Annotated in this window: 17 protein-coding genes; 15 read left to right on the forward strand and 2 right to left on the reverse strand. The window is 44.6% G+C overall.

The window, feature by feature from the left end; all coding sequences use genetic code 11:
• Positions 1 to 69: 69 nt before the first annotated feature.
• The 9 genes from rpoC (at position 70) to N4A56_RS10390 (ending at position 11,931) form a co-directional block, all read left to right on the forward strand.
• The gene (rpoC, locus tag N4A56_RS10350; protein ID WP_293670895.1) at positions 70 to 4,227 is read left to right on the forward strand and encodes a DNA-directed RNA polymerase subunit beta'; all 4,158 of its coding nucleotides are present in this window, start codon (positions 70 to 72) and stop codon (positions 4,225 to 4,227) included.
• 141 nt (positions 4,228 to 4,368) lie between these two features.
• Positions 4,369 to 4,899 carry a GAK system XXXCH domain-containing protein gene (locus N4A56_RS10355; RefSeq protein ID WP_293670896.1) on the forward strand — a complete coding sequence of 177 codons (531 nt, stop codon included), beginning with the start codon at positions 4,369 to 4,371 and terminating at the stop codon, positions 4,897 to 4,899.
• Positions 4,900 to 4,921: 22 nt separating this feature from the next.
• The gene (locus N4A56_RS10360) at positions 4,922 to 6,094 is read left to right on the forward strand and encodes a hypothetical protein (RefSeq protein ID WP_295547079.1); all 1,173 of its coding nucleotides are present in this window, start codon (positions 4,922 to 4,924) and stop codon (positions 6,092 to 6,094) included.
• A 33-nt stretch (positions 6,095 to 6,127) separates the two neighbouring features.
• Positions 6,128 to 6,400 carry an amphi-Trp domain-containing protein gene (locus N4A56_RS10365; protein WP_293670899.1) on the forward strand — a complete coding sequence of 91 codons (273 nt, stop codon included), beginning with the start codon at positions 6,128 to 6,130 and terminating at the stop codon, positions 6,398 to 6,400.
• A gap of 2 nt (positions 6,401 to 6,402) precedes the next feature.
• Positions 6,403 to 8,046, forward strand: a complete 1,644-nt coding sequence (locus N4A56_RS10370) for a PhoU domain-containing protein (RefSeq protein ID WP_295547081.1) — start codon at positions 6,403 to 6,405, stop codon at positions 8,044 to 8,046.
• A gap of 17 nt (positions 8,047 to 8,063) precedes the next feature.
• Positions 8,064 to 8,933 carry a GAK system ATP-grasp enzyme gene (locus tag N4A56_RS10375; RefSeq protein ID WP_295547083.1) on the forward strand — a complete coding sequence of 290 codons (870 nt, stop codon included), beginning with the start codon at positions 8,064 to 8,066 and terminating at the stop codon, positions 8,931 to 8,933.
• Positions 8,933 to 10,024: an HprK-related kinase B gene (locus N4A56_RS10380; RefSeq protein ID WP_295547085.1), complete on the forward strand. Its 1,092-nt coding sequence runs from the start codon at positions 8,933 to 8,935 to the stop codon at positions 10,022 to 10,024. The genes N4A56_RS10375 and N4A56_RS10380 overlap by 1 nt, the downstream gene beginning before the upstream one ends.
• A 6-nt stretch (positions 10,025 to 10,030) precedes the next feature.
• Positions 10,031 to 11,224: a GAK system CofD-like protein gene (locus N4A56_RS10385; RefSeq protein WP_295547086.1), complete on the forward strand. Its 1,194-nt coding sequence runs from the start codon at positions 10,031 to 10,033 to the stop codon at positions 11,222 to 11,224.
• 23 nt (positions 11,225 to 11,247) lie between these two features.
• The gene (locus N4A56_RS10390) at positions 11,248 to 11,931 is read left to right on the forward strand and encodes an amphi-Trp domain-containing protein (protein ID WP_295547088.1); all 684 of its coding nucleotides are present in this window, start codon (positions 11,248 to 11,250) and stop codon (positions 11,929 to 11,931) included.
• Here the strand turns inward: N4A56_RS10390 and N4A56_RS10395 are convergent.
• Together N4A56_RS10395 and N4A56_RS10400 are read right to left on the reverse strand one after the other, a co-directional pair.
• A complete protein-coding gene (locus tag N4A56_RS10395) occupies positions 11,928 to 12,065 on the reverse strand; it encodes a hypothetical protein (RefSeq protein ID WP_295547090.1) in 138 nt (45 codons plus the stop codon). The two genes, N4A56_RS10390 and N4A56_RS10395, sit on opposite strands and share 4 nt — an antisense overlap.
• Positions 12,066 to 12,243: 178 nt before the next feature.
• The gene (locus N4A56_RS10400) at positions 12,244 to 13,389 is read right to left on the reverse strand and encodes an aromatic amino acid transport family protein (protein ID WP_293670909.1); all 1,146 of its coding nucleotides are present in this window, start codon (positions 13,387 to 13,389) and stop codon (positions 12,244 to 12,246) included.
• A 1,237-nt stretch (positions 13,390 to 14,626) separates the two neighbouring features.
• Between N4A56_RS10400 and pilM the strand changes: the two genes are divergently transcribed.
• Genes pilM through N4A56_RS10430 form a run of 6 tightly spaced genes read left to right on the forward strand, consistent with a single transcriptional unit; the run spans position 14,627 to position 20,644 of the window.
• Positions 14,627 to 16,186, forward strand: coding sequence for a pilus assembly protein PilM (pilM, locus tag N4A56_RS10405; protein ID WP_295547092.1), 1,560 nt, complete (start codon positions 14,627 to 14,629; stop codon positions 16,184 to 16,186).
• 1 nt (position 16,187) lies between these two features.
• Positions 16,188 to 16,694 carry a type II secretion system protein GspM gene (locus tag N4A56_RS10410; RefSeq protein ID WP_293670912.1) on the forward strand — a complete coding sequence of 169 codons (507 nt, stop codon included), beginning with the start codon at positions 16,188 to 16,190 and terminating at the stop codon, positions 16,692 to 16,694.
• Between the two features lie 6 nt (positions 16,695 to 16,700).
• Complete coding sequence (locus N4A56_RS10415) at positions 16,701 to 18,707, forward strand: AAA family ATPase (RefSeq protein ID WP_295547095.1); 2,007 nt, start codon at positions 16,701 to 16,703, stop codon at positions 18,705 to 18,707.
• A 45-nt stretch (positions 18,708 to 18,752) separates the two neighbouring features.
• Complete coding sequence (gene gspG / locus N4A56_RS10420) at positions 18,753 to 19,205, forward strand: type II secretion system major pseudopilin GspG (protein ID WP_293670915.1); 453 nt, start codon at positions 18,753 to 18,755, stop codon at positions 19,203 to 19,205.
• Positions 19,174 to 19,680: a prepilin-type N-terminal cleavage/methylation domain-containing protein gene (locus N4A56_RS10425; protein WP_295547099.1), complete on the forward strand. Its 507-nt coding sequence runs from the start codon at positions 19,174 to 19,176 to the stop codon at positions 19,678 to 19,680. The genes gspG and N4A56_RS10425 overlap by 32 nt, the downstream gene beginning before the upstream one ends.
• Positions 19,681 to 19,690: 10 nt before the next feature.
• A complete protein-coding gene (locus tag N4A56_RS10430) occupies positions 19,691 to 20,644 on the forward strand; it encodes a tetratricopeptide repeat protein (RefSeq protein ID WP_293670919.1) in 954 nt (317 codons plus the stop codon).
• Positions 20,645 to 20,666 lie beyond the last annotated feature (22 nt).

Below are 20,666 nucleotides of genomic sequence, written 5' to 3' on the forward strand. Positions count from 1 at the left end.
ACCCGATTTTAGGATACTGTTACAGTTCCCAAAACCCGCATGACAACCTTTATGGGTGGGGTAACAACTATGACTTTAGATGATCTTTTCTCTGCACGCAGCAATACAGCTCAAGCTGCAGATATTCACAACCTGAAGGCTATTCAGATCTCAATTGCGGCTCCGGAAGCAATTCGTGAATGGTCTTACGGTGAAGTTAAAAAGCCAGAAACAATTAACTACCGTACGTTCAAACCTGAACGCGACGGTCTTTTCTGTGCAAAGATCTTCGGCCCGGTAAAAGATTACGAGTGTAACTGCGGTAAGTACAAACGCATGAAGCACCGCGGCATCGTCTGCGAAAAGTGTGGCGTTGAAGTAATTGCTTCCAAAGTTCGTCGTGAACGTATGGGTCACATTGAGCTTGCAGCTCCTGTTGCACATATCTGGTTCCTGAAGACTCTGCCTTCCAAGATCGGTACATTGCTCGACATGACAATGTCTGACCTTGAAAAAGTATTGTACTTTGACTCTTTTGTTGTTCTTGATCCGGGTCAGACTTCCCTTGCCAAGAATCAGGTTATCTCCGAAGACCACTACTTCCAGGTAATCGATCACTACGGCGAAGACGCAATTGTAGTCGGCATGGGTGCAGAAGCTATCCGTGGTCTTATCGAAGAGCTCAATCTTGAGACTCTGCGTCATGAACTGCGTGAAGAGTCTCAGACAACCCGTTCTCAGACCAAAAAGAAAAAGCTTACAAAACGACTGAAGATTGTTGAGGCTTTCCTTGAGTCCAACAACCGTCCTGAATGGATGATTATGGAAGTTGTTCCGGTAATTCCACCAGAACTTCGTCCACTCGTTCCTCTGGATGGCGGACGTTTCGCAACTTCCGACCTCAATGACCTTTACCGTCGTGTTATTAACCGTAACAACCGCCTGAAGCGTTTGATGGAACTCGGTGCTCCTGAGATCATCATCCGTAACGAAAAACGTATGCTTCAGGAATCCGTTGACGCACTCTTCGACAACGGTCGCCGCGGTCGCGCAATTACCGGTACTAACGGTCGCCCTCTCAAATCCTTGTCAGACATGATTAAAGGTAAGCAGGGTCGTTTCCGTCAGAACCTTCTTGGTAAACGTGTTGACTACTCCGGTCGTTCCGTAATTGTTGTAGGTCCAAACCTTAAATTGCACCAGTGCGGTCTTCCTAAGAAGATGGCTCTTGAGCTGTTCAAGCCGTTTATCTACTCCAAACTCGAAGAAAGAAACCTCGCCTCTACAATTAAGAGCGCGAAGAAAATGGTTGAGCGTGAAGAACTGGTCGTTTGGGATATCCTCGAAGAGGTTGTTCGCGAATACCCAATTCTGCTTAACCGTGCGCCGACACTTCACCGTCTTGGTATTCAGGCATTTGAGCCTACCCTCGTTGAAGGTAAAGCTATTCGCCTGCACCCGCTCGTTTGTTCTGCGTACAACGCTGACTTCGATGGTGACCAGATGGCTGTACACGTACCTCTTTCTGTGGAAGCACAGATTGAAGCACGCGTACTCATGATGTCTACAAACAACATTCTTTCACCAGCTAACGGTTCTCCTGTTATCGTTCCTTCTCAGGATATCGTTCTCGGTCTGTACTACATGACTGTTGAACGTTCCTTTGAGAAAGGCGAAGGCATGGAATTCTGCGGACGCTGGGAAGTTATTACAGCATATGACCACGGTCAGATTTCTCTGCACGCACGTATCAAGGTTCGCCTCGATAGCGGTCGCATTGTAGAAACCACACCGGGTCGCGTTATCGTTTCTCAGATTCTGCCGGAAGGCATGAGCTTTGACCGTGCTAACGAAGTTATGACCAAGAAAAACATTGGTAAACTTGTAAGTTCTGCATACCGCGAATGCGGCATCAAAGCTTCTGTTCTTCTTTGTGACCGTCTCAAAAACTTAGGTTACGAGTACGGTACCCGCGCTGGTGTTACCATTGCGGTTAAAGACCTTGAGATTCCAGACAGCAAAAAAGGCATTCTGGAAAAATCTCAGGCAGAAGTTGACGAAATTGAACGCCAGTACCGCGAAGGTATTATTACCCGCACAGAGAAATACAACAAAATCGTTGATGTTTGGACAAAGACTACTCAGGACGTGTCCAACGAAATGATGAAACACATCTCCCGTGATATCATCAAAGACGAGAAGACTGGTAAAGAAGAGTCCAACCTCTCCTTTAACTCCATCTTCATGATGTCCAACTCCGGTGCTCGTGGTAACCAGGATCAGATGCGTCAGCTCGCTGGTATGCGTGGTCTGATGGCGAAACCATCCGGTGAAATTATTGAAACACCAATTACATCTTCATTCCGTGAAGGTCTTTCCGTGCTTCAGTACTTCACCTCTACTCACGGTGCTCGTAAAGGTCTTGCGGATACCGCGCTTAAAACCGCGAACTCCGGTTACCTTACCCGTCGTCTTGTTGACGTTGTACAGGATGTTATCATTGGCGAGCACGATTGTGGCACTGTTGACGGTCTTGAACTCGGTCACCTCGTTGTTGGTGGTGAGATCAAAATGCGTCTGTCAGAACGCGCAATTGGTCGTGTAGTTCTCTATCCGGTTCTTGATCCGGTTACTAAAGAAGAAGTTATTCCGGCTAACGGTCTCATCAACGAAGAGCGTGCACAGCTCCTTGATGACCGTGGTATTAACTCTATCACCATCCGCTCTGCTCTCACCTGTTCTTCCGAACATGGTATTTGTGCATTATGTTACGGTCGTGACCTTGCTCGCGGTCGTCTCGTTAACTGCGGTGAAACTGTCGGTATTATTGCTGCGCAGTCTATTGGTGAGCCGGGTACTCAGCTTACAATGCGTACCTTCCACATCGGTGGTACTGCATCCACTCAGATTGAGAAATCCAGCATCGAAGCTCAGCACACAGGTCGCATTGTTACCTCACGTGTTAAAGCTGTTACCAACAAAGAGGGTCACCACCTCGTGCTTGGTAAATCCGGTCAGGTTTCCATTGTTGACGAACAGGGTCGTGAGCGCGAAAAATACATTCTGCCTAACGGCTCCCGCTTGAATGTTACTGACGGTCAGGAAATCACCAAAGGTGATGTTATTGCCGATTGGGACCCATTCAACGAACCATTCGTTTCTGAGGTTCCTGGTACTGTTAAGTTCACCGATATTATCGATGGCAAAACATTCCAGGAAACAACTGACCTCGCTACTCAGATGGCTACCCGTACCATTATTGAGTACCGTACAACCAACTTGAAACCGTCCATCTCTATTTGTGATGAAAACGGTGAGCCTAAATTCCGTGGCGATACTTCCATCCCTGCGGTTTACCAGCTTCCAGTTGGCGCGATTATCATGATTCAGGATGGACAGCAGCTTGAAGCGGGTGATGTTATCGCTCGTAAGCCGCGTGAAACATCCAAGACCAAGGATATCGTAGGTGGTCTTCCACGAGTTGCGGAACTCTTCGAGGTTCGCAAACCTAAAGACCTTGCAGTTGTTACAGAAATCGACGGTATCGTATCCTACGCAGGTGAAACCAAAGGTAAGCGTAAGCTTATGGTAACTCCTGAAGTTGGCGAAGCGAAAGAATACCTCGTACCAAAAGGTAAGCACATCACTGTTACCGAAGGTGACTTTGTTGAAGCAGGCGAACAGCTTACTGAAGGTCAGCCGGAACTTCACGATATTCTCCGCATTAAGGGCGAGAAATTCCTCGCTAACTACTTATGTGAAGAAATTCAGGAAGTGTACCGATTCCAGGGCGTAGGTATTGACGATAAGCACATTGAAATTATCGTCCGCCAGATGCTCAGAAAAGTATCTGTACTCGATCCGGGTGAAACCAGCTTCCTCGTTGGCGAACAGGTCGATAAACAGGAATTCCGCGACGAGAACAAAAAAGCAGTTGCTGAAGGACGCACACCTGCGAATGCCGAACCTCTGGTTCTTGGTATTACTCAGGCTTCCCTCACAACTTCTTCCTTCATCTCTGCGGCATCCTTCCAGGAAACCACTAAGGTTCTTACCGAAGCATCCTTGCGCGGCAAACGCGACAGACTGCGCGGTCTTAAAGAGAACGTTATTGTGGGTCGCCTCATTCCGGCTGGTTCCGGTTACCGCGACTTCGTTTCTGCGAACATTGATGTTCCTCAGCAGGAAGAACGCGCTGACAAGTTCCTCGATGAGCTGGACGAGCCAGTATATACTGCTGGCGCATAAGCGTTTATATGCATTCAAAGCCCCCGCATCGTTTGATGCGGGGGCTTTTTTATTGATAACATTTTTTGCCATTTGACTCTGACACCAAGTCATGGTTTTCTAATAGTTCATTTCCCTTTTTCTGAACTACAGGAGTCTTTCATGGCTGAAAAAATAACCCGCACAATCACACGGGCAGAACTACCTGACTTTTTACGAAACCTTGCTGACGCTTGTGAAACAGAACCTGTTGAAGGTATTCCCAATTGTACGAATGCCAAAAAGATTCGTTTATCGGTTAAAGATGAATACGGTCAGCTTACTGTTAAGCTAAAAATAAATGCAAGCATTGATGAGTGTGATCGATGCGAAGAATGCGAATGCGGTGGAACCCGACCAGATGGCTTGCCACGTTACAAACGCCTTAAAAAGCGCATGGGCACAAGCTTTAAAGTCATTTTCAAAGCGCTCCACCAACACGCAACTCCTCCAGAAGAAGCCGTTCGCGACTTTATTGCAGACTCCCGCCTCATGACCAAATACCCCGGCAAGGGTGACCCCCTTTATGCAGAATATGACAAACTTACTGATGCACTTGAACAAGCATGGCAGGCGAACGATATGCAAAAATTCCACGAAACTGTAGATGCCATGAACCACATGAAAACCGAGTGCCATCACAAATATAAATAAGTGATGAACGTAAGGGGAAGGCATGATGAAGTTCACAGCCGAGCATGAAAAAAACAACGCCAACCTGTTAGAAAAACTTCGTAATTATTCCGAAGAGATTACAGAAAACGATCATACTATTTTCCTGAAAATAATCTCAACCAAACTGGATAAATGGCAAATTAACCAGATAATTACTCCTGCCGAAATCTTTCCGAGGCAAAAATACGTACTTGCAACTCACTGGCATCCTGAATTTGTTCCTATGGAACTTAATCGGGAACGCATAGAAAAAATGTTCCCCAATCGAAAAGATGAACTCATCATTCCAACGCAGCATAATGAGTTTATGACCTACGGTTCCTATACAGGTGCGGAGGTCGATTGCTACGCCAGCGGTTTTCATGAAAAAGTACAGCTACTCATCCATTTTGAATCTGGAAAGCTGAAAGATAAAGATACAATGCTGCGCTCGATGCTTGCCCATACCAGAAAGTACAGGGCGAGCCAGCTGTTCGATTTTACGAATTCTTTTACCAAGCCTGTTGAAGAACGCATGCACGCTGCTTCTAAAAAAACTGGTATTGAGCCTGTCGCGGTAAAATTCGCCTGCACGGTTGTTAAAAAGATTGAGTGGTTACTGGATGAATACTGGGATAAAGTCCCTGATTTTTCCCTTCGTAATAAATTGGTACGAAACTATTTTGACGCACTACGCCCTGAATTCGGGCATCAGTTCATCGACAGAGTCCAGACCTTTGTCAACGAAGTCAAAAAAATCGTTAAGCGCAACTTTCCACTGGAATATTTTTACAGAGCATCAGAAGTAATTGAAGAAGTACGAGGCATTGGCGGCGGGATTGTTATCCCCCATCCAGAGCAATTCTGGCCAATTTTGCTGGGCAGATATGATGTGGATGGGTATGAGGTTTGGAACCCGCAATCAAACAGATATACAGAATTTTTAATTGATGTGGTCAACGAACATAACAAGCACCGCAGAAGCTCCAGTAAAGAATTACTCATACTCATGGGTGATGATTGCCACCAAGGAGAAAAAACACGCAGAAAAGATGAGCAGGATCCAGAAAAAACCGAACGCGAGATAGGGTTGCAACCAGCATGGGATGCCTTGAATATTCAGAAAAAACTCATTCGTGGTGGAGTAACCCGTGCAAGCGTTATTGACGAATATCGATGCCGCCTCTCCGGTTAAGCACTTAGTCATACAGTTTTACAGGACACATGAATGGCTGAACATAAATTTGCATACGAGTCGCTGCAAGACACATCTTCAATTGTAGAATTATTGGAATCCATTACAGATGGAATTAAAAAAGGCGCTATTACGCTTGCCTCCAACGAAGACTCAATAACCCTTACTCCGTCAGGACTATTAAATTTCACTATTAAAGCCAGACAAAAAAGCGGTGAAAGCAAGCTTGAATTACGCATACGCTGGAAAAAACAAATGGCAGAAGGGTATCAAAAAGATTCGCCGCTCGTTATAGGAAGCAAGTAGCCATGCTCATGTTCCAAGCTCTGCATGAAAATTTTACTTTCCTCTTGCTAGAAGTGCAAACGCAAGTGCAAGCAACACAGGAGTTTTTGCTACGCCCTACCCGCGTGCTTAAACAGCAGATTGCACTTCGCTGTGACAGAACAGCAAACATGCACACTGCTGTGGAAACAAAATGTTACTCAGAACTGCATTCAGCCCAATCTCTGCCGCAGGGGCAGGTAAATCGAATTCGCGCTCTGCAAAACATGGCAGCCCACCTTCATATGATTTCTGAATTTTGCGTGAATATTACCCGACAAATGCGCTACCTGACCACCGAAAGCAAGCTTACCCCTGAAGACTTTCTCCCATTTTTTTCTGACATAATCGAAGCACTAGCTCTCATACAACCTGCGCTCGATAATGGAGACTTGTCAAAAGCGCTCCTAATTTGCCGCGCCGAAAATTCTCTTGATGAAAAGTATCAGGAAGTCTTTTCGGATGTTGTAAACAAAATTGATGCAGGACAAGGTGCATCCGGTCACATCACAGTCATTTTTATCTACCGCTACCTTGAGCGCATTGGTGATTCGCTTCAACGCATTGGCGAAGCACTCATTTTTATTACTGTCGGGAGCACGTTTAAAGTATCACAGTTCAATTCTCTGCAAGAGACTCTCTCACAATCCGGCTTTACAGGCTCTATGCACGATATCGATTACAAAGCTATTCTCGGCAGCCGTTCCGGTTGTAACATTGGCGTTGTAGAAACAGTTTCACCTTTTCACGAATCATCCCGGCAGGGTTCCATATATAAAGAAGGTTCGTTAGAAAAAATCAAACAAGAAAAAGAAAACATAGAGCGGTGGAACACTATTTTTCCTTCACTTGTCCCTAATATTTATGGCTATCACGAAGGCTCGGATAATGCCGCGCTGTTAGTCGAACTACTGCAAGGCTGCACATTTGATGAAGTGATTCTTCAAGGAGACACGGCTATTGTTGAAAACGCACTTTCGGTACTCAAAACAACTGTACATACAGTTTGGACAACGACAAAAAAATCTCAAAAAGTGCCAACAAACTATATTCAGCAGCTCGCAAATCGCCTTCCACCGATATTGCAAGTTCACCCAACTTCTGTGCGAGACGCACTTTCTGTAGGTGAATTCACAACGTTTTCTACTGAAGAATTATTAGAGCAGTGTTCGATGCTGGAAAAAAATCTTGCTGCACCATTTTCCGTGCTCATTCATGGCGACTTCAACATGAATAACATTGTATATAACAGCCAACTTCAGACCATACGGTTCATTGATTTGTACCGTTCTAAAAATTTTGATTATGTACAGGATGCATCTGTATTTTTAGTTTCCATTTTTCGACTGCCTGTATTTAATCCCCGCCTACGCGACAGGCTCAACCACGTTACGGAAGATTTCTACCACTTTGCCAGTAAGTTTGCCGTAGCGAGCAACGACACTACCTTTCAAGCTCGTATTGCATTTGCCCTCGCCCGCTCGTTTTACACATCCACTCGTTTTGAATTGAATAGAAGCTTTGCCAAACGCATGTACCTACGTGCGCACTTTCTTATGGAAAAAATCCTTCACCATAACGAGGCATGGGAACAATTCAGTCTTCCAGAAGACATTTTATTCTATTAACAGCGAGAAGAGGTCACATGAAAATAGGTATTGTGGGAACTCCAGACGGATGGTCTTCTGAAATGCTGGCTGACACTGTTGCGGACAGCACCGGATATCGCCTGCTTATTGATATGAAAGAGGTTCGTCTTGATATGCAGAACAGGGCATGCTGGTTTAAGGGAACAAACCTGATGACGCTTGATGCTCTTATCGTGAAAAAAGTCGGTGCATGGTATTCGCCTGATCTGCTGGATAGACTCGAGATACTCAGATTTGTACATGAAAACGGCGTACCTGTTTTCTCCAATCCATCCCGAATCATATCTGTGCTAAACAGACTCTCCTGCACGACTACTCTGCATCTTGCAGGAATTCCCATGCCCCCGACCACGATTACGGAAAATATAGATGAAGCACTCAATGCTGTTGCGGAATACAAAACGGCAGTATTCAAACCGCTCTATTCATCAAAAGGTCGCGGTATGATAGTAGTTTCCCATTCTGATGATGCCCGCAGCATTATTACAGAATACGCAAACAAATACCGTATGATGTACATTCAGAAAGCTATCGACCTTGAAGAAGATAAAGATTTAGGTGTAGTCTTTATCCAAGGCAAATATCTCACAACATATGCACGCTGCAAAAACGGGTCATGGAATACCACCACAGCTTCCGGCGGATACTATGCAAGCCACACTCCCTCCATGGAAGTTATTGAGCTAGCACGCAAGGCGCAACATCCGTTCAAACTGGACTTCACATGTGTTGATGTTGCCATTACTCCAGAAGGTCCTGTTGTCTTTGAAGTCTCTGCGTTCGGTGGATTTAAAGGAATCCTCGAAGCTCGCGGGATTAATGCCGCTCAGCTCTACGTTGATGCCGTTATGAAGGAGCTTTCATAATGCCCGATTATACAGATTTTTCCTCCGTTTTAGATTCAGTACACAATACGTATCCCGCAACCCAACAATTGCAACTTACTTTTAATAACTTCGTTGTTACTATCTTTATTAACAGCAAACCACTTGCAGCAAGACTTGGGCACTACTTCTCTGAATTTGTTTTAAAACGTCCGCAACCGCATGCGGATACTATTATTACTGTGCACGATGCCCCAGAATTCACCTTGCCATATAATTATACGCAAGCACCGCCAACAGCAACTCAACGAAAAATCAAGCATGAATATGTCGACCTTCCCGAAGGGCGCGTGGTTCACCACCTGCGTACAGGCATGCACTACCTTATTGGCAGCCAACAGAACTGTATCATCGGTCCCTGTTTGCAATATAAAAATCAGGTTGTGAACTTCATCAACAGCCGTTTTATCAGTAATAGAATAGATAACGGCTACCTTTTAGGACATGCTGCCGGTGTAACCGCAAATGGTCGAGGCATGGTTATAGCTGGCAGCTCCGGTGCGGGAAAATCTACCCTTGCTCTGCATATGCTCACCAACGGTGCTGATTTTGTCAGCAACGACAGAGTGCTACTGCACCACAACGGCAGTAATCCTTTTTACGGAACTGCTCAACAGCCAAGAATCAATCCAGGAACAGCATTTAATAATCCAAGTCTCAAAGGTATATTGTCGCCAGAATACTGCAAACAGCTTGAACACATGGATTCGGAAACACTATGGAAACTGGAACATAAATATGATGCATTGATTCCAGAATGGTATGGCAAGCATAGATTCATACCCCATGCACCATTAAGCGGGGTTGCAATTATCGATTGGAATCACAACACGCAGCCCATGGTATTTGAAGAATTTACAGCGGAGGAAGCAACAGAGTATCTTATTCATATAATGAAAAAAAACGATGCATTGCATGTGCCGAAGAATAAAGACTATACAGAGCCTGCAATCACCGATTATATACAGGCGCTCGACGACACACCAGTGTTCATTATACGTGGCGGTGTCGATTTTCCTAAAGCAACCAATACACTTTTAACCTTCCTGCATACAGGATCAACAGGTGCGTAGCCAGTAATGCCGACCATAGTAATAACCCGCAGGGTTTCAGTACCCGACCCACAAAAAATAGAGCGGTACCGTACTGCACCACAAAATGGTCCACGCATTCTTTTCTTTAGCGGCGGAACAGCACTACAGAATGTATCACGGGATATCATCAAGTATACACACAACTCTATACACCTGATTACTCCCTTTGATTCGGGGGGAAGCTCCGCTGTTCTGCGTAATGAATTTTCCATGCCTGCGGTGGGAGACATTCGAAACCGTTTAATGTCTCTTGCGGATGATTCCGTGCTCGGCAATCCAGAAATTTACGATTTCTTTACGCACCGTCTTGATAAAACAGCCACACAACAAGAATTGCGGAATGAGCTTAAAGAATTATCGGAAGGTCACCATCCGCTTATTCTTGCCGTGCCGTACCCTATGCGCAAGTTGATTCAATCCAGCATGATTTCGATCAAAAATCATATCTCAGATTCATTTGATTTGCGCGGCGCAAGTCTTGGAAACCTTGTGCTTACAGCTGGGTATCTTGATAACGGACGCCAGCTAGCACCTGTCATTTACCTTTTTTCTAAGTTGGCAGAAGTCCGTGGCATCGTACGCCCTATTGCCAATGCCACAGCTCAGCTTGCAGTATCTCTTGCTGACAACCGGACTGTCATCGGGCAGCACCTTATTACAGGTAAAGAAACAGCCCCACTCTCAACAAAAATTAAAAATATCTGGCTTGCAGAATCACAGGAATCCCCAAAACATGTTTCGCTTTCTATCTCAAGCCGCACCAGTGCGCTCATTAATGAAGCTGAACTAATCTGCTATCCGATGGGGAGTTTTTACTCCAGCGTTATTGCCAACCTGCTACCACAAGGTGTGGGAACAAGCATAGCTCAGACCAAGTGTCCTAAAGTATTTATTCCTAACACAGGAACTGACGTGGAACTTGTAGGACATACACTTTCTGAACAGATCGAAACCCTTCTTTTCCATCTAAAAAAAGACAACGCATCTACCATTACCACAAATGATGTGCTGAATCTTATCGTGCTTGATTCTGATTCAACGCGGTATAATGGCTCAATCAACAATGATATGCTCTCGCGTGAGGGAATTAGTGTGGTATCGTATGATTTGATTACAAACCAAAGCTCACCATATATTGATGCCGCAGTGCTAAACCGGATTCTCTTATCTCTTTGCTAGCACTGCCAGCATGAGGAGAGAATATGGAAAAAAAGAAAATCCACATTTCCGGCACAATGCCTTGTACGCTTGCAGTATCGCATCTTGACTGTTTTTTAGACGGACTGAAAAGCGGAGCTGTTGTTGTCGAAGAAGGTGACAAAAAAATAGTCCTGAATCCCCACTCAGAAGTTGATCTGGATATTGAAGCCCGCACTAAAAAAGATATGCAGCGTCTTGTTATTACCATGGAGTGGTGCACATCTGAAACATGCTCCCGTAAACATGACAAGCACAGACAGAAACATTCCCACGGCGACGATACGCACGAACATCATCACGAAGAACTCAGCGGTTCATACGCACACCATGAAGAACGTCCGCACCAGCATGACGAGCATGGATTCCATTCCCACCACCATTGTCACGGCAAAGATGAACATCAATTATGTCATACCCATGAACATGCTGATGGGCATCATGATTTGCATCAACAAACAGGATGCTGCGAAGATATAGAGCACGAACCGCACAAAGGATGCTGCTCAAAACACAACTTCGGCTCAGTGTATCCTTACGGGCACGAAGCACACGAGCATGGATACAAAGGCTGCTGTGAAGGCATAAAACATACACCGCACGAAGGTTGCTGCGCAGAACACGATTACGGAAACGGGCACGGGAAAGGCAAAGCCAAGGGTGGTGGCAAATCCGGAAAAAAGTACTAGCCGGAGAATCCGGCATTTCCCAAAACGAGTTGCGTATTCTTCAGGGTAACGGATACAAAATATGGCACAAGGGACGCTCTACGTTCTTCGATCATAAGCATCCACCGCATTATGCGCCCCATAAAATGTTCCATGGAGTGCAGACCCACCACAAACCACACGGTAAAGGTGAAAACTACCATCGTAAAGATCACACAAGTGTTGCACCGCAACCTCGTGATAAAAAATAATAAGAAAAGGCTCCTTCAAATGAAGGAGCCTTTTTGAGTACACATGCGAAGCACCAACGCTCCGCATCAAGCATTGTAAAAACTATAAGTAGCTGGCTACGACAATAACAATACCGCAGACAAAGCTGGCAACAAGCGCAGGCTTACCACCAAATGCACGGAATGCTTTATTCTGACCTGCTGCACGCATTTTCCAAGCCATTGCGCATGGAATAAAGATTGCGATGATAGTAAATGCTGCACCAGCATGACCAAGCGCCGCGATAAAACCGTTTGGCGCAAGTAACGCAGCTGCAAGCGGTGGTACAAAAACAATCGCGGTAGTTCCTGCACGACCTGCTTTATCATTTTTGCGGCGGAATGTTTCGGCAACAAGGTCGAACAACGCAAACGCTACACCAATGAAGGAGGTGATAAGTGCAAGAGAAGCAAACAAAGAAAGAATGGTGATAACCCATGAAGAACCGCCGCTCATCTGTGCAAGCAGAACATCTACGTTATCCATTGTTACCAGCTGAGCTGGAGTTGCACTGCCGAGTACCAACGTCAACCATGCAAAGTAACAGATAAAAGGAATTGTACTACCGATGGTTAAGATGCGAATCAGCGTCTTTTTATCATCACCTACGTAGTTCACAATACTTGGGATACATGGATGGTAGCCAAATGAAGTAAACAATACAGGCAAAGAAAGCACCAGAGCTTTAACCTTTGCTTCACCGAGGGTGAGGTTATCCGGTGTAAGCTGACCGCCAAGAGTTACAAAGCTGACAACCATACCTACCAGCATTGCAATAAAGAGATACTTGTTTGCAGTAACAACTAATTCAGTACCGGAGAATAACAGCAGCGCACTGATGCAACCGAACAGTAATGTACCCATCTGTGCGTTCAAACCGGTGTTACTGGCAATAATACCACCCATTCCGGTAAGGTATGCAACGAGCAAACAGTAGAACAAAAAGAATACGCTGCCTGTTCCAAGAAGCTGACCGTACTTTCCTAACACCTTGCGGGTCATAAAGTTTACGTTCACACCTTTGCCAAACTCGAGGTTAATCTCAAGAAAGAGCAAACCAGCGTAGATAGCGATGAACCACATAAAGAGGATTGCCAGACTACCTGCCACAAACCCCAGACTTCCGATAGCCATTGGAAGCCCAAGCATTCCAGCCCCGATCGACGTGCCAGCAACAATACTGATTGCACCAAGTTCTTTTGAAAACATACATATTCCTTTCTTATATTACCCACAGAGCCACAACGCAGCATCTGTGAACAGCAGGCAATACATGATACTATAATTTTTTATGTTGTCTTTTGTACGTTGCATGCAACGCCTGCATACAAGATAAATTTTTGACAATTTTGTACACAAAATGACTGTATCAGCAAAGCTATTTCGTGAAGAACACAAGTCCTACACATGGTAATTACGTAAATCAAGTGCATTTCGTTATAGGTGAAGTTAACATTTTTGTTATTATGCATTGTGTTATACAGTAATTAACCACTTCTTCTCAATACAATACAATCTGTTACAACCATCTACAGAACCTTGCAGTGTGCACTATAAAAAAAAGATCGAACATTCAATTCATTGAATTTATTTCTCTTTTTTTTATGAGTATTTAGGTATGAAAAAATCTACTCCTCCCCTACAGGGAAAAGTAGATTCTGTCATACAGCAAACACACTCCCCGTTACGTAACAACAATTCAGAAGAAAAAAGCCAGCAATTCCTGCACTGATTGCCATTACCTCTGCTTGGAGGCAGCTCAAAAGCAACCACATGACTCTAAATACTTTCCTGCACGCCTCGCATCTTTCCATTACTCAAGCGTTTCCATGTAGAGCCTCATACGCCAGTCTATCTACTCACCGACGTCATACCTCTCTCTGAGTACCTTCTGCCAAAAGTTCGGAAAGGCTTTGTAGCCAGAATAGCAGCCTCCCTCCGCACGTTCATCCATCGCACACAGTGAGACAATTCATTATAATAAATATAAAAATACAACGCATAATAAAAAGAACAACAGGTCTTTGCTATACCATTTTTTCTTTGTCTATGAATGCACTACAGAAGAAATAAAAGAGAGTACGATTGTTAGTTACCATAATCACAATAACTATTTATACAATTCACAAGAAAAACTCCTTACACAGATTATTTTTTACATATTTATATATGCCATAATATTTTCTACTCACATCTCATCTCTAGTTTTAAATGTGAGTGGATGGGGCATAAAACAGCATTTTTTTCTTATTATATTTTGAGCAACTAACTATTTTTAACACTTAATAAACAGCCACTAACACATATAACTATTTAATATGTATGACTGTTAACACCCACACCACCCTCCTGAGCATGCACACAGTCAGCCATTCACTACCCTTGGCTTTCTTGAAGTTTTCACATAAAGTCACGATCATTTATAAACACAATACTGCGACACGATATGCACAATAAACTCCTTTGTATTACATGCTCTGAGAATCACGTTTCGATTTGCCATTTTTCCGGCAAACAAAGTGCACCTGTTCTCGAAGATTATATATCGTTTCAGCCAACACTGCCGCTTACAGCACAATCGTTAGCAACAGAAATTGCTGATGTTATTACGCGTAACGAGTTGCAGGCGGAAACGTACCACATTGCACTAAGCTCACACTTTGCGATTTTACGAAGCTGGACATTCCCGTTCTCGTCAGAATCCAAAATAAAACAAGCGCTTGCTTTTGAATTGGATCAGGAATTGCCGTTCCCTCAGGAAGACGCAATTACTGACATCCAGATTGGTTCTAAAACTGCCACTGGACGCAATGTTATATCTGCGACAATCCAGAAGAATTTTCTTGAAGATTTCCTCGCAGAACTTCAAGCCAACGGCATAGACCCCGCACGCGTTGACTTAGATGCTTTTGCACTTACTAACGCTATTTCACATATCGAATTAAAAGCCCCAACGCTGTTGCTCGATATTGATGCAAAACGCTGTTTGCTAACATTTCTTAATGAAGGTCAGCTTGCTTCAGTTTCTCAGGTTCCGCATGGCATCTCTTCGATCAAACGACAGATGATGCGTAAGCTCAACCTGACTGAAGATGATTTCGAACGCCAACTGCTCTTTACTAATGTTGCGCAGCCTGCTGCGGGAACATCTGACAATGCAACGTTCCATCATGGGCTTAGTGAAAGCCTCAAGCGGCTGGCAAAATCTATTCTTTTAGGAATAAATACCAGCACCGCGACAGCTGAAACCATCTTGCTGACAGGTGAAATTTCAAAAATACAAGGTGTAGATCAGATTTTCTCCGAAATTCTTGATCGCTCCGTGACCTCGCTGCACAAATTCAGCGGCGCTCCTGTCATCAAAAATCTCGAAGATAAAAACGATTGGATTGAATGCTTACAGGCGTACGGTCTTATGCCTTCTTCCAAAGTTAATCTTAATATGAGCACACAGGGTGTAAACTTCCGAAAAGAAGAATTCGCCTTCCATAAAAAGCTCGACCCCGTAACCAGCATTGCAACGTATCTGACAACTATTGCAATAATCATCATGCTTGCATGGACAGGCTCACTGTATGCCGAGGGGCAGCAGAAAGAAAAAGAAGTCAAAATGCTTTCTTCTAACATTAAGAAGGCATTCCGTACCGCTTTGCCGGATGTCCGCGGTAATTTCGGTACTATTCAGTTCACCAGCATCTTGCAGAGCAGATTGCAGCAACTGAAAGGTGAAGCTTCTTCCAGCGACCAGAAACAAGCTGGTGTTATTGAGCTTATCCATGCACTGAGTAAGCATACGCCGGAAGGGCTGGACATATCCCTTGAAGATATCTCCATTGACGAAAAGCGCATCGGACTTCGCGGCAATACTGACAGTTTGAATACACTAGAAAAATTCCGTGCCGGACTTTCTCAAAGTCCTTTGCTGAAAGACATTGAAATTCGTGGTGCTAACAGCCAGAAAAAACAGCGGGTACGTTTTGAACTCAGCATCATGAGGGCTGGTTAATATGGGACAAAATCGACGCACTATAACTCTTGCCATCTGCGGCGCTCTTTTGCTTGGCACACTTCAATTTATTGCTTTGCCAGCAATGGATTTCAAAAACGACATGGCTGTGCAAGTAAAGCGCAACTACAAAGCGTTGGGCAAATTGCAGGTTCTCACCCAAGAATACTCGCAATTACAGGCGAAGCGCAAAGCGCTTACATCCGGAGCCAACGCCAATAAAGGAACGCTCTTTGCGATTGTTGAAAAAGTTACTCGCGAACAACAGATTAACGAATTAATCGAATCTGTCAGACCGCAGCGTCAAGAGCTGGAAAACAACCTTGTAGAAGAAAAAGTACAAGTACGTTTTGATAACCTGTACCAGCAGGATCTTATGCGCTTTCTTTACACCGTTGAAAAAAGCCTTCAGGGCATCACTGTTCAGAATATTGAAATTAGACGCACAAAAGATGAACTTCTTAGAGCGGATATTTCTCTTATTATGACAACCTCAAAGCAGATGTAGGACTCTATGGAAACTCCGACCCAAAGGACAGTACCTGCGAACCCGTTCGGTGAGCAATTTCGCACATTCCATTTTTACCCGTCAGAAAGCCATAAGCAAGTTGTCCACCGCATCACACGCGGACTGGAAGGAAACTGCGGTCTTATTCTGCTCACGGGTGAAATAGGCATTGGGAAAACGTCTGTTTGCCGTCACCTTATGCAATCCTTCGGGGAATCCTATGTCTTTGCAGAAAGCGGTAACCCGTTTTTAAAACCAGCGGAGCAGTTGTATCATTTCTGCAAGCAATTCGGTGTTGATACAACTGGGCGCAACTCCATACATGACCTGACAGAAGCGCTGCACGTATTCTTCATTGAACAGGCAGAAGCAGGAACTAAACCTGTTATCATTATGGATGAAAGCCACCTTCTGGCTACAGAACATTTTTCTTTGTTGCTTGTGCTGTACAACATGCGCCAAGGCTCCATGCCACTGGTGCAGATCATACTTATTGGTCAAGTTGAGATCATGGACAGACTTCGCGAACCGGGCTTTGAAGCGCTTAACCAGCGAATCGGTGTCCGCTGTGAACTTTCCCCTCTCAATGTACAAGAAACAATGAACTACATCCGGTTCAAACTGGAACACGCGGAATTTCCAAACCAGAATGTTTTTGAGCAAAAAACGCTCAAGAAAATCTGGCAGGTAACTGGTGGTCTACCACGCCTGATTAACCACGCATGTTCACATGCTCTTGACCAAATTTCTTTTACAGGTGCACAGACTGTTTCTGAAAAGCTCATCGATGAAGTTTCTTCAGACCCGATGTATCAAGACCTGTTTACAATCCGTACCAAAAAAGACACGCAAAAATACCGCGTTGCTGCTGGTGTTGTAACAGTTCTTTTCCTTGGTGTTCTTGCTGCAAGCCAACTTTCACTCTTCTCTGATACGAAGAATATGCTTACGGAAAACACCGACGCTATAGTGGCAACACATCAGGAGACACCACCTGCCATTGTTCAACAACAAGTCCAGCAGCAAGCAGCAAAGCCTCAACCAGCTATCGCTCAAGTTGCACCTGTTAATACACCTAGTTCAACTCCGCCCACTTCCAATCTATCTGGGGCAGGCGCACCAGCGCAATCTACACCGATTCAGCAGGTAGCTCAGGTGGAACAACAAGACAATGTACAGCTTAAATCAGTTCGTGTAACGCGCCCTGCTGTGAAGAAAACCGCACAGAAAGCGCAAGTAACACCGATTAATGTTACACCTGTCCAAAACAAACCTGTTCAGGTTGAACCTGTAAAAACAGCCCCTGTTCAAGTTGCCACTGCGCCACAACCTCAGCAGCAACGCCAGCAAGCAGCTGCTCAGCCTAAACCGCAAGTAGCACAGCCTGCAAGCACTCCTGTGCAAAGTGAATCAATTCAGCAAACACAACAGGTCGCTCCACAAAATTCACCTGTCCAGCAACCTGTACACCATGTTGTGGCATCAACTGAACCAACAAAGCCAGTTGCGCCAACTGTTAGCCAAGCACCTGAACCTCCTGTTACCCAAGTACCGGTACAGCCAGTTCAGCAAGCTGTAGCAGCTGCACCTACGACTTCGCTTCAAAGCAATCAAGCAGTAGCACAGCAACCGCAGGCTACCGAGCCAGCATACACATCTCAAAACAATTTGCCGATTGTGAATGAAGCTCCTGTAGTTTCGTTACCGCCATTGAGCACGGAGGAACAAACTCCTGCACCGGCATACTCTATTGCAAAACGTGAACCTGTATCGAAACCAGTTATCCATGAACCGGAAACAGTTATTCTCGATGAAGATACACACCCTGCAATCAAAGACTTACAAGTTTCAGCGGTAGCGTGGTCAGCAAATCCTGAGGCACGCATGGCTGTTGTGAACGATAGAATTTTCCACGAGGGTGACAAGGTTGGCGCTCTCACCCTTGAACAAATCAATAAAAGCTATCTCATATTCTCTCTTGACGGCATTCGTTATAGAAAGAATGCGTCATAACTATGCGATAGACTTTTGTTTTACAGAACCAATAAGGAGAGAATAATGGATATACAATCTACAAAACCAAAACACTCTAAAGAGTCTGGCTTCACACTGATGGAGCTTATGGTTGTTATTGTAATTTTGGGCATTTTAGCATCGATTGTTGTGCCACGTTTTCTTGATGAACCACACAAGGCGCGTGTTATTAAAGTAAAAATGCAAATTCAGGGTTTATCCACAGCGGCTAAAAAATACTACCTTGATAACGGCTTCTACCCAAGCACCGAGCAAGGTCTGCAAGCTCTTGTTGAAAAACCTACCGTAGGTCGTATTCCTAAACATTACCCGACTGGTGGCTACATTGCTAAAATCCCTAATGATCCATGGGAAAACGAATATGTCTACCTCTCTCCGGGTGAGCATGAAGCTTTTGACATAATATCCTTTGGTGCTGATGGCGAAGAAGGCGGAGAAAACGACGGTGAAGATATCCAAAGCTGGAACCTTGAATAACAAGCATTCCGCAGGGTTCACCCTATTTGAACTACTGATTGTAATGGCGATTATGGGCATGATGTTCGGAATGCTCGTTCTCAACATTAATATCGGTTCTCCTTCCGGTGATATGAAAACTGCAATCCGAAGAATTTCGGGAGCAGTATCAGAAGCACGGTCACGCGCCTTATTAAAGCGAACTCCCTTGGAGTTGCACTTTAAGCGCGAAGGCTTGGAACTGTTTCAAACAATAGACAGTAAGAAGCTTAAAATTGGCAGTGCCCCGTTACCGGCTGATGTGTTCATTGAAGATGTTGAAATTGATGGAGAACACGGAAAACGTGTGCTCATATTTCAATCAAAAGGCATCACTCAGCCAGCAACCATCAGTTTATCGACAGACGATGAGTGGCAGATTGTTTTAATCCGTCCCATTCAAGGTATTGAACTTCGCGATGGAAAACGTCCTCGCAAAAACAGATTGACCGAGTGAGACTATACTTATGATGCGTCACATCTTTTATTCATTGCTGGTTGCCAGTGTTCTGCTTAGCGGTTGTGCGGCTAAGAACGCTAAGAACACCCAAACCTCAGCGCCAGTAGCAGGAAGTGAGGCGGCTATTGCTGCCAGCCTTCATAAAGAAGGTAACTTATCAGAAGCATTAGAGCACTATGCAAAAGCAATTGAAGAAAAAGAAACTCCGCAATTGCGTAACGGCGCAGGTGCTGCTTTGCTGGAAGGCGGAAATCCTCAGGATGCCCTTCAAGAATTTAACAGGGCACTGGTATTCTACCCTGCTTCTCCAGAGTTACTTACCAACAAAGGTACTGCTGAAATTTTACTCGGTAATGACGATTCTGCCGAAGAGTCATTCGATAAAGCATTAAGCTACGCCCCGAACAACCCTGCTGCGTTGAACGGCAAGGCTCTTATTCTGCTCCGCAAAAAAGAGTATGAATCAGCGCTTATTCTTCTCATTAAAGCAGCAAAAGAAGCGCCAGAAGACAAAGCGATCATTTTTAACAAAGCACTTTCCTTCGAAGCAACTGGCTTGCTTGAAGATGCAGATAAAACTCTGACAAAAGTTCTGGAAAATGATCCTGAGGATGCAGAGGCACGCAACGCACGCGGTATTGTTCGCATGAAACGCAAAAAATACGAACTTGCTCGCGATGACTTTACGTTTGCCATTGCTCTTTCTCCAACCACTGGCATTTTCTACTACAACAAAGCGATTCTGGAACAACGTTTGATGGAATACGAAAAAGCTGTAACAAACTACACTCGCTCCATTGCATACGATCCAGATAACCCAGCAGCATACGTAAACCGAGGAGAAAGCTACTTCCTTCTCGGCAAAAAAGAAAAAGGCTGCAAAGATTTAGAAAAAGCCTGTGATGCAGGACTTTGCGAAAAGTTAGAAAGCTACCATACTGCTCGTCTCTGCATGGATTAATAGTACACCGTTGTTTTTAGAA

Source organism: Halodesulfovibrio sp., from assembly GCF_025210605.1.
Lineage (GTDB): Bacteria > Desulfobacterota > Desulfovibrionia > Desulfovibrionales > Desulfovibrionaceae > Halodesulfovibrio.

Bases quoted from the DNA above. Each gene is read 5' to 3' on its own strand.
- N4A56_RS10415 (WP_295547095.1), top strand. From the start codon at position 16,701: ATGGAAACTCCGACCCAAAGGACAGTACCTGCGAACCCGTTCGGTGAG.
- N4A56_RS10380 (WP_295547085.1), top strand. From the start codon at position 8,933: ATGCCCGATTATACAGATTTTTCCTCCGTTTTAGATTCAGTACACAAT.
- N4A56_RS10360 (WP_295547079.1), top strand. From the start codon at position 4,922: ATGATGAAGTTCACAGCCGAGCATGAAAAAAACAACGCCAACCTGTTA.
- N4A56_RS10385 (WP_295547086.1), top strand. From the start codon at position 10,031: ATGCCGACCATAGTAATAACCCGCAGGGTTTCAGTACCCGACCCACAA.
- rpoC (WP_293670895.1), top strand. From the start codon at position 70: ATGACTTTAGATGATCTTTTCTCTGCACGCAGCAATACAGCTCAAGCT.
- N4A56_RS10430 (WP_293670919.1), top strand. From the start codon at position 19,691: ATGATGCGTCACATCTTTTATTCATTGCTGGTTGCCAGTGTTCTGCTT.
- N4A56_RS10365 (WP_293670899.1), top strand. From the start codon at position 6,128: ATGGCTGAACATAAATTTGCATACGAGTCGCTGCAAGACACATCTTCA.
- gspG (WP_293670915.1), top strand. From the start codon at position 18,753: ATGGATATACAATCTACAAAACCAAAACACTCTAAAGAGTCTGGCTTC.
- N4A56_RS10400 (WP_293670909.1), bottom strand. From the start codon at position 13,389: ATGTTTTCAAAAGAACTTGGTGCAATCAGTATTGTTGCTGGCACGTCG.
- N4A56_RS10395 (WP_295547090.1), bottom strand. From the start codon at position 12,065: ATGGAACATTTTATGGGGCGCATAATGCGGTGGATGCTTATGATCGAA.
- N4A56_RS10370 (WP_295547081.1), top strand. From the start codon at position 6,403: ATGCTCATGTTCCAAGCTCTGCATGAAAATTTTACTTTCCTCTTGCTA.
- N4A56_RS10390 (WP_295547088.1), top strand. From the start codon at position 11,248: ATGGAAAAAAAGAAAATCCACATTTCCGGCACAATGCCTTGTACGCTT.
- pilM (WP_295547092.1), top strand. From the start codon at position 14,627: ATGCACAATAAACTCCTTTGTATTACATGCTCTGAGAATCACGTTTCG.
- N4A56_RS10410 (WP_293670912.1), top strand. From the start codon at position 16,188: ATGGGACAAAATCGACGCACTATAACTCTTGCCATCTGCGGCGCTCTT.
- N4A56_RS10375 (WP_295547083.1), top strand. From the start codon at position 8,064: ATGAAAATAGGTATTGTGGGAACTCCAGACGGATGGTCTTCTGAAATG.
- N4A56_RS10355 (WP_293670896.1), top strand. From the start codon at position 4,369: ATGGCTGAAAAAATAACCCGCACAATCACACGGGCAGAACTACCTGAC.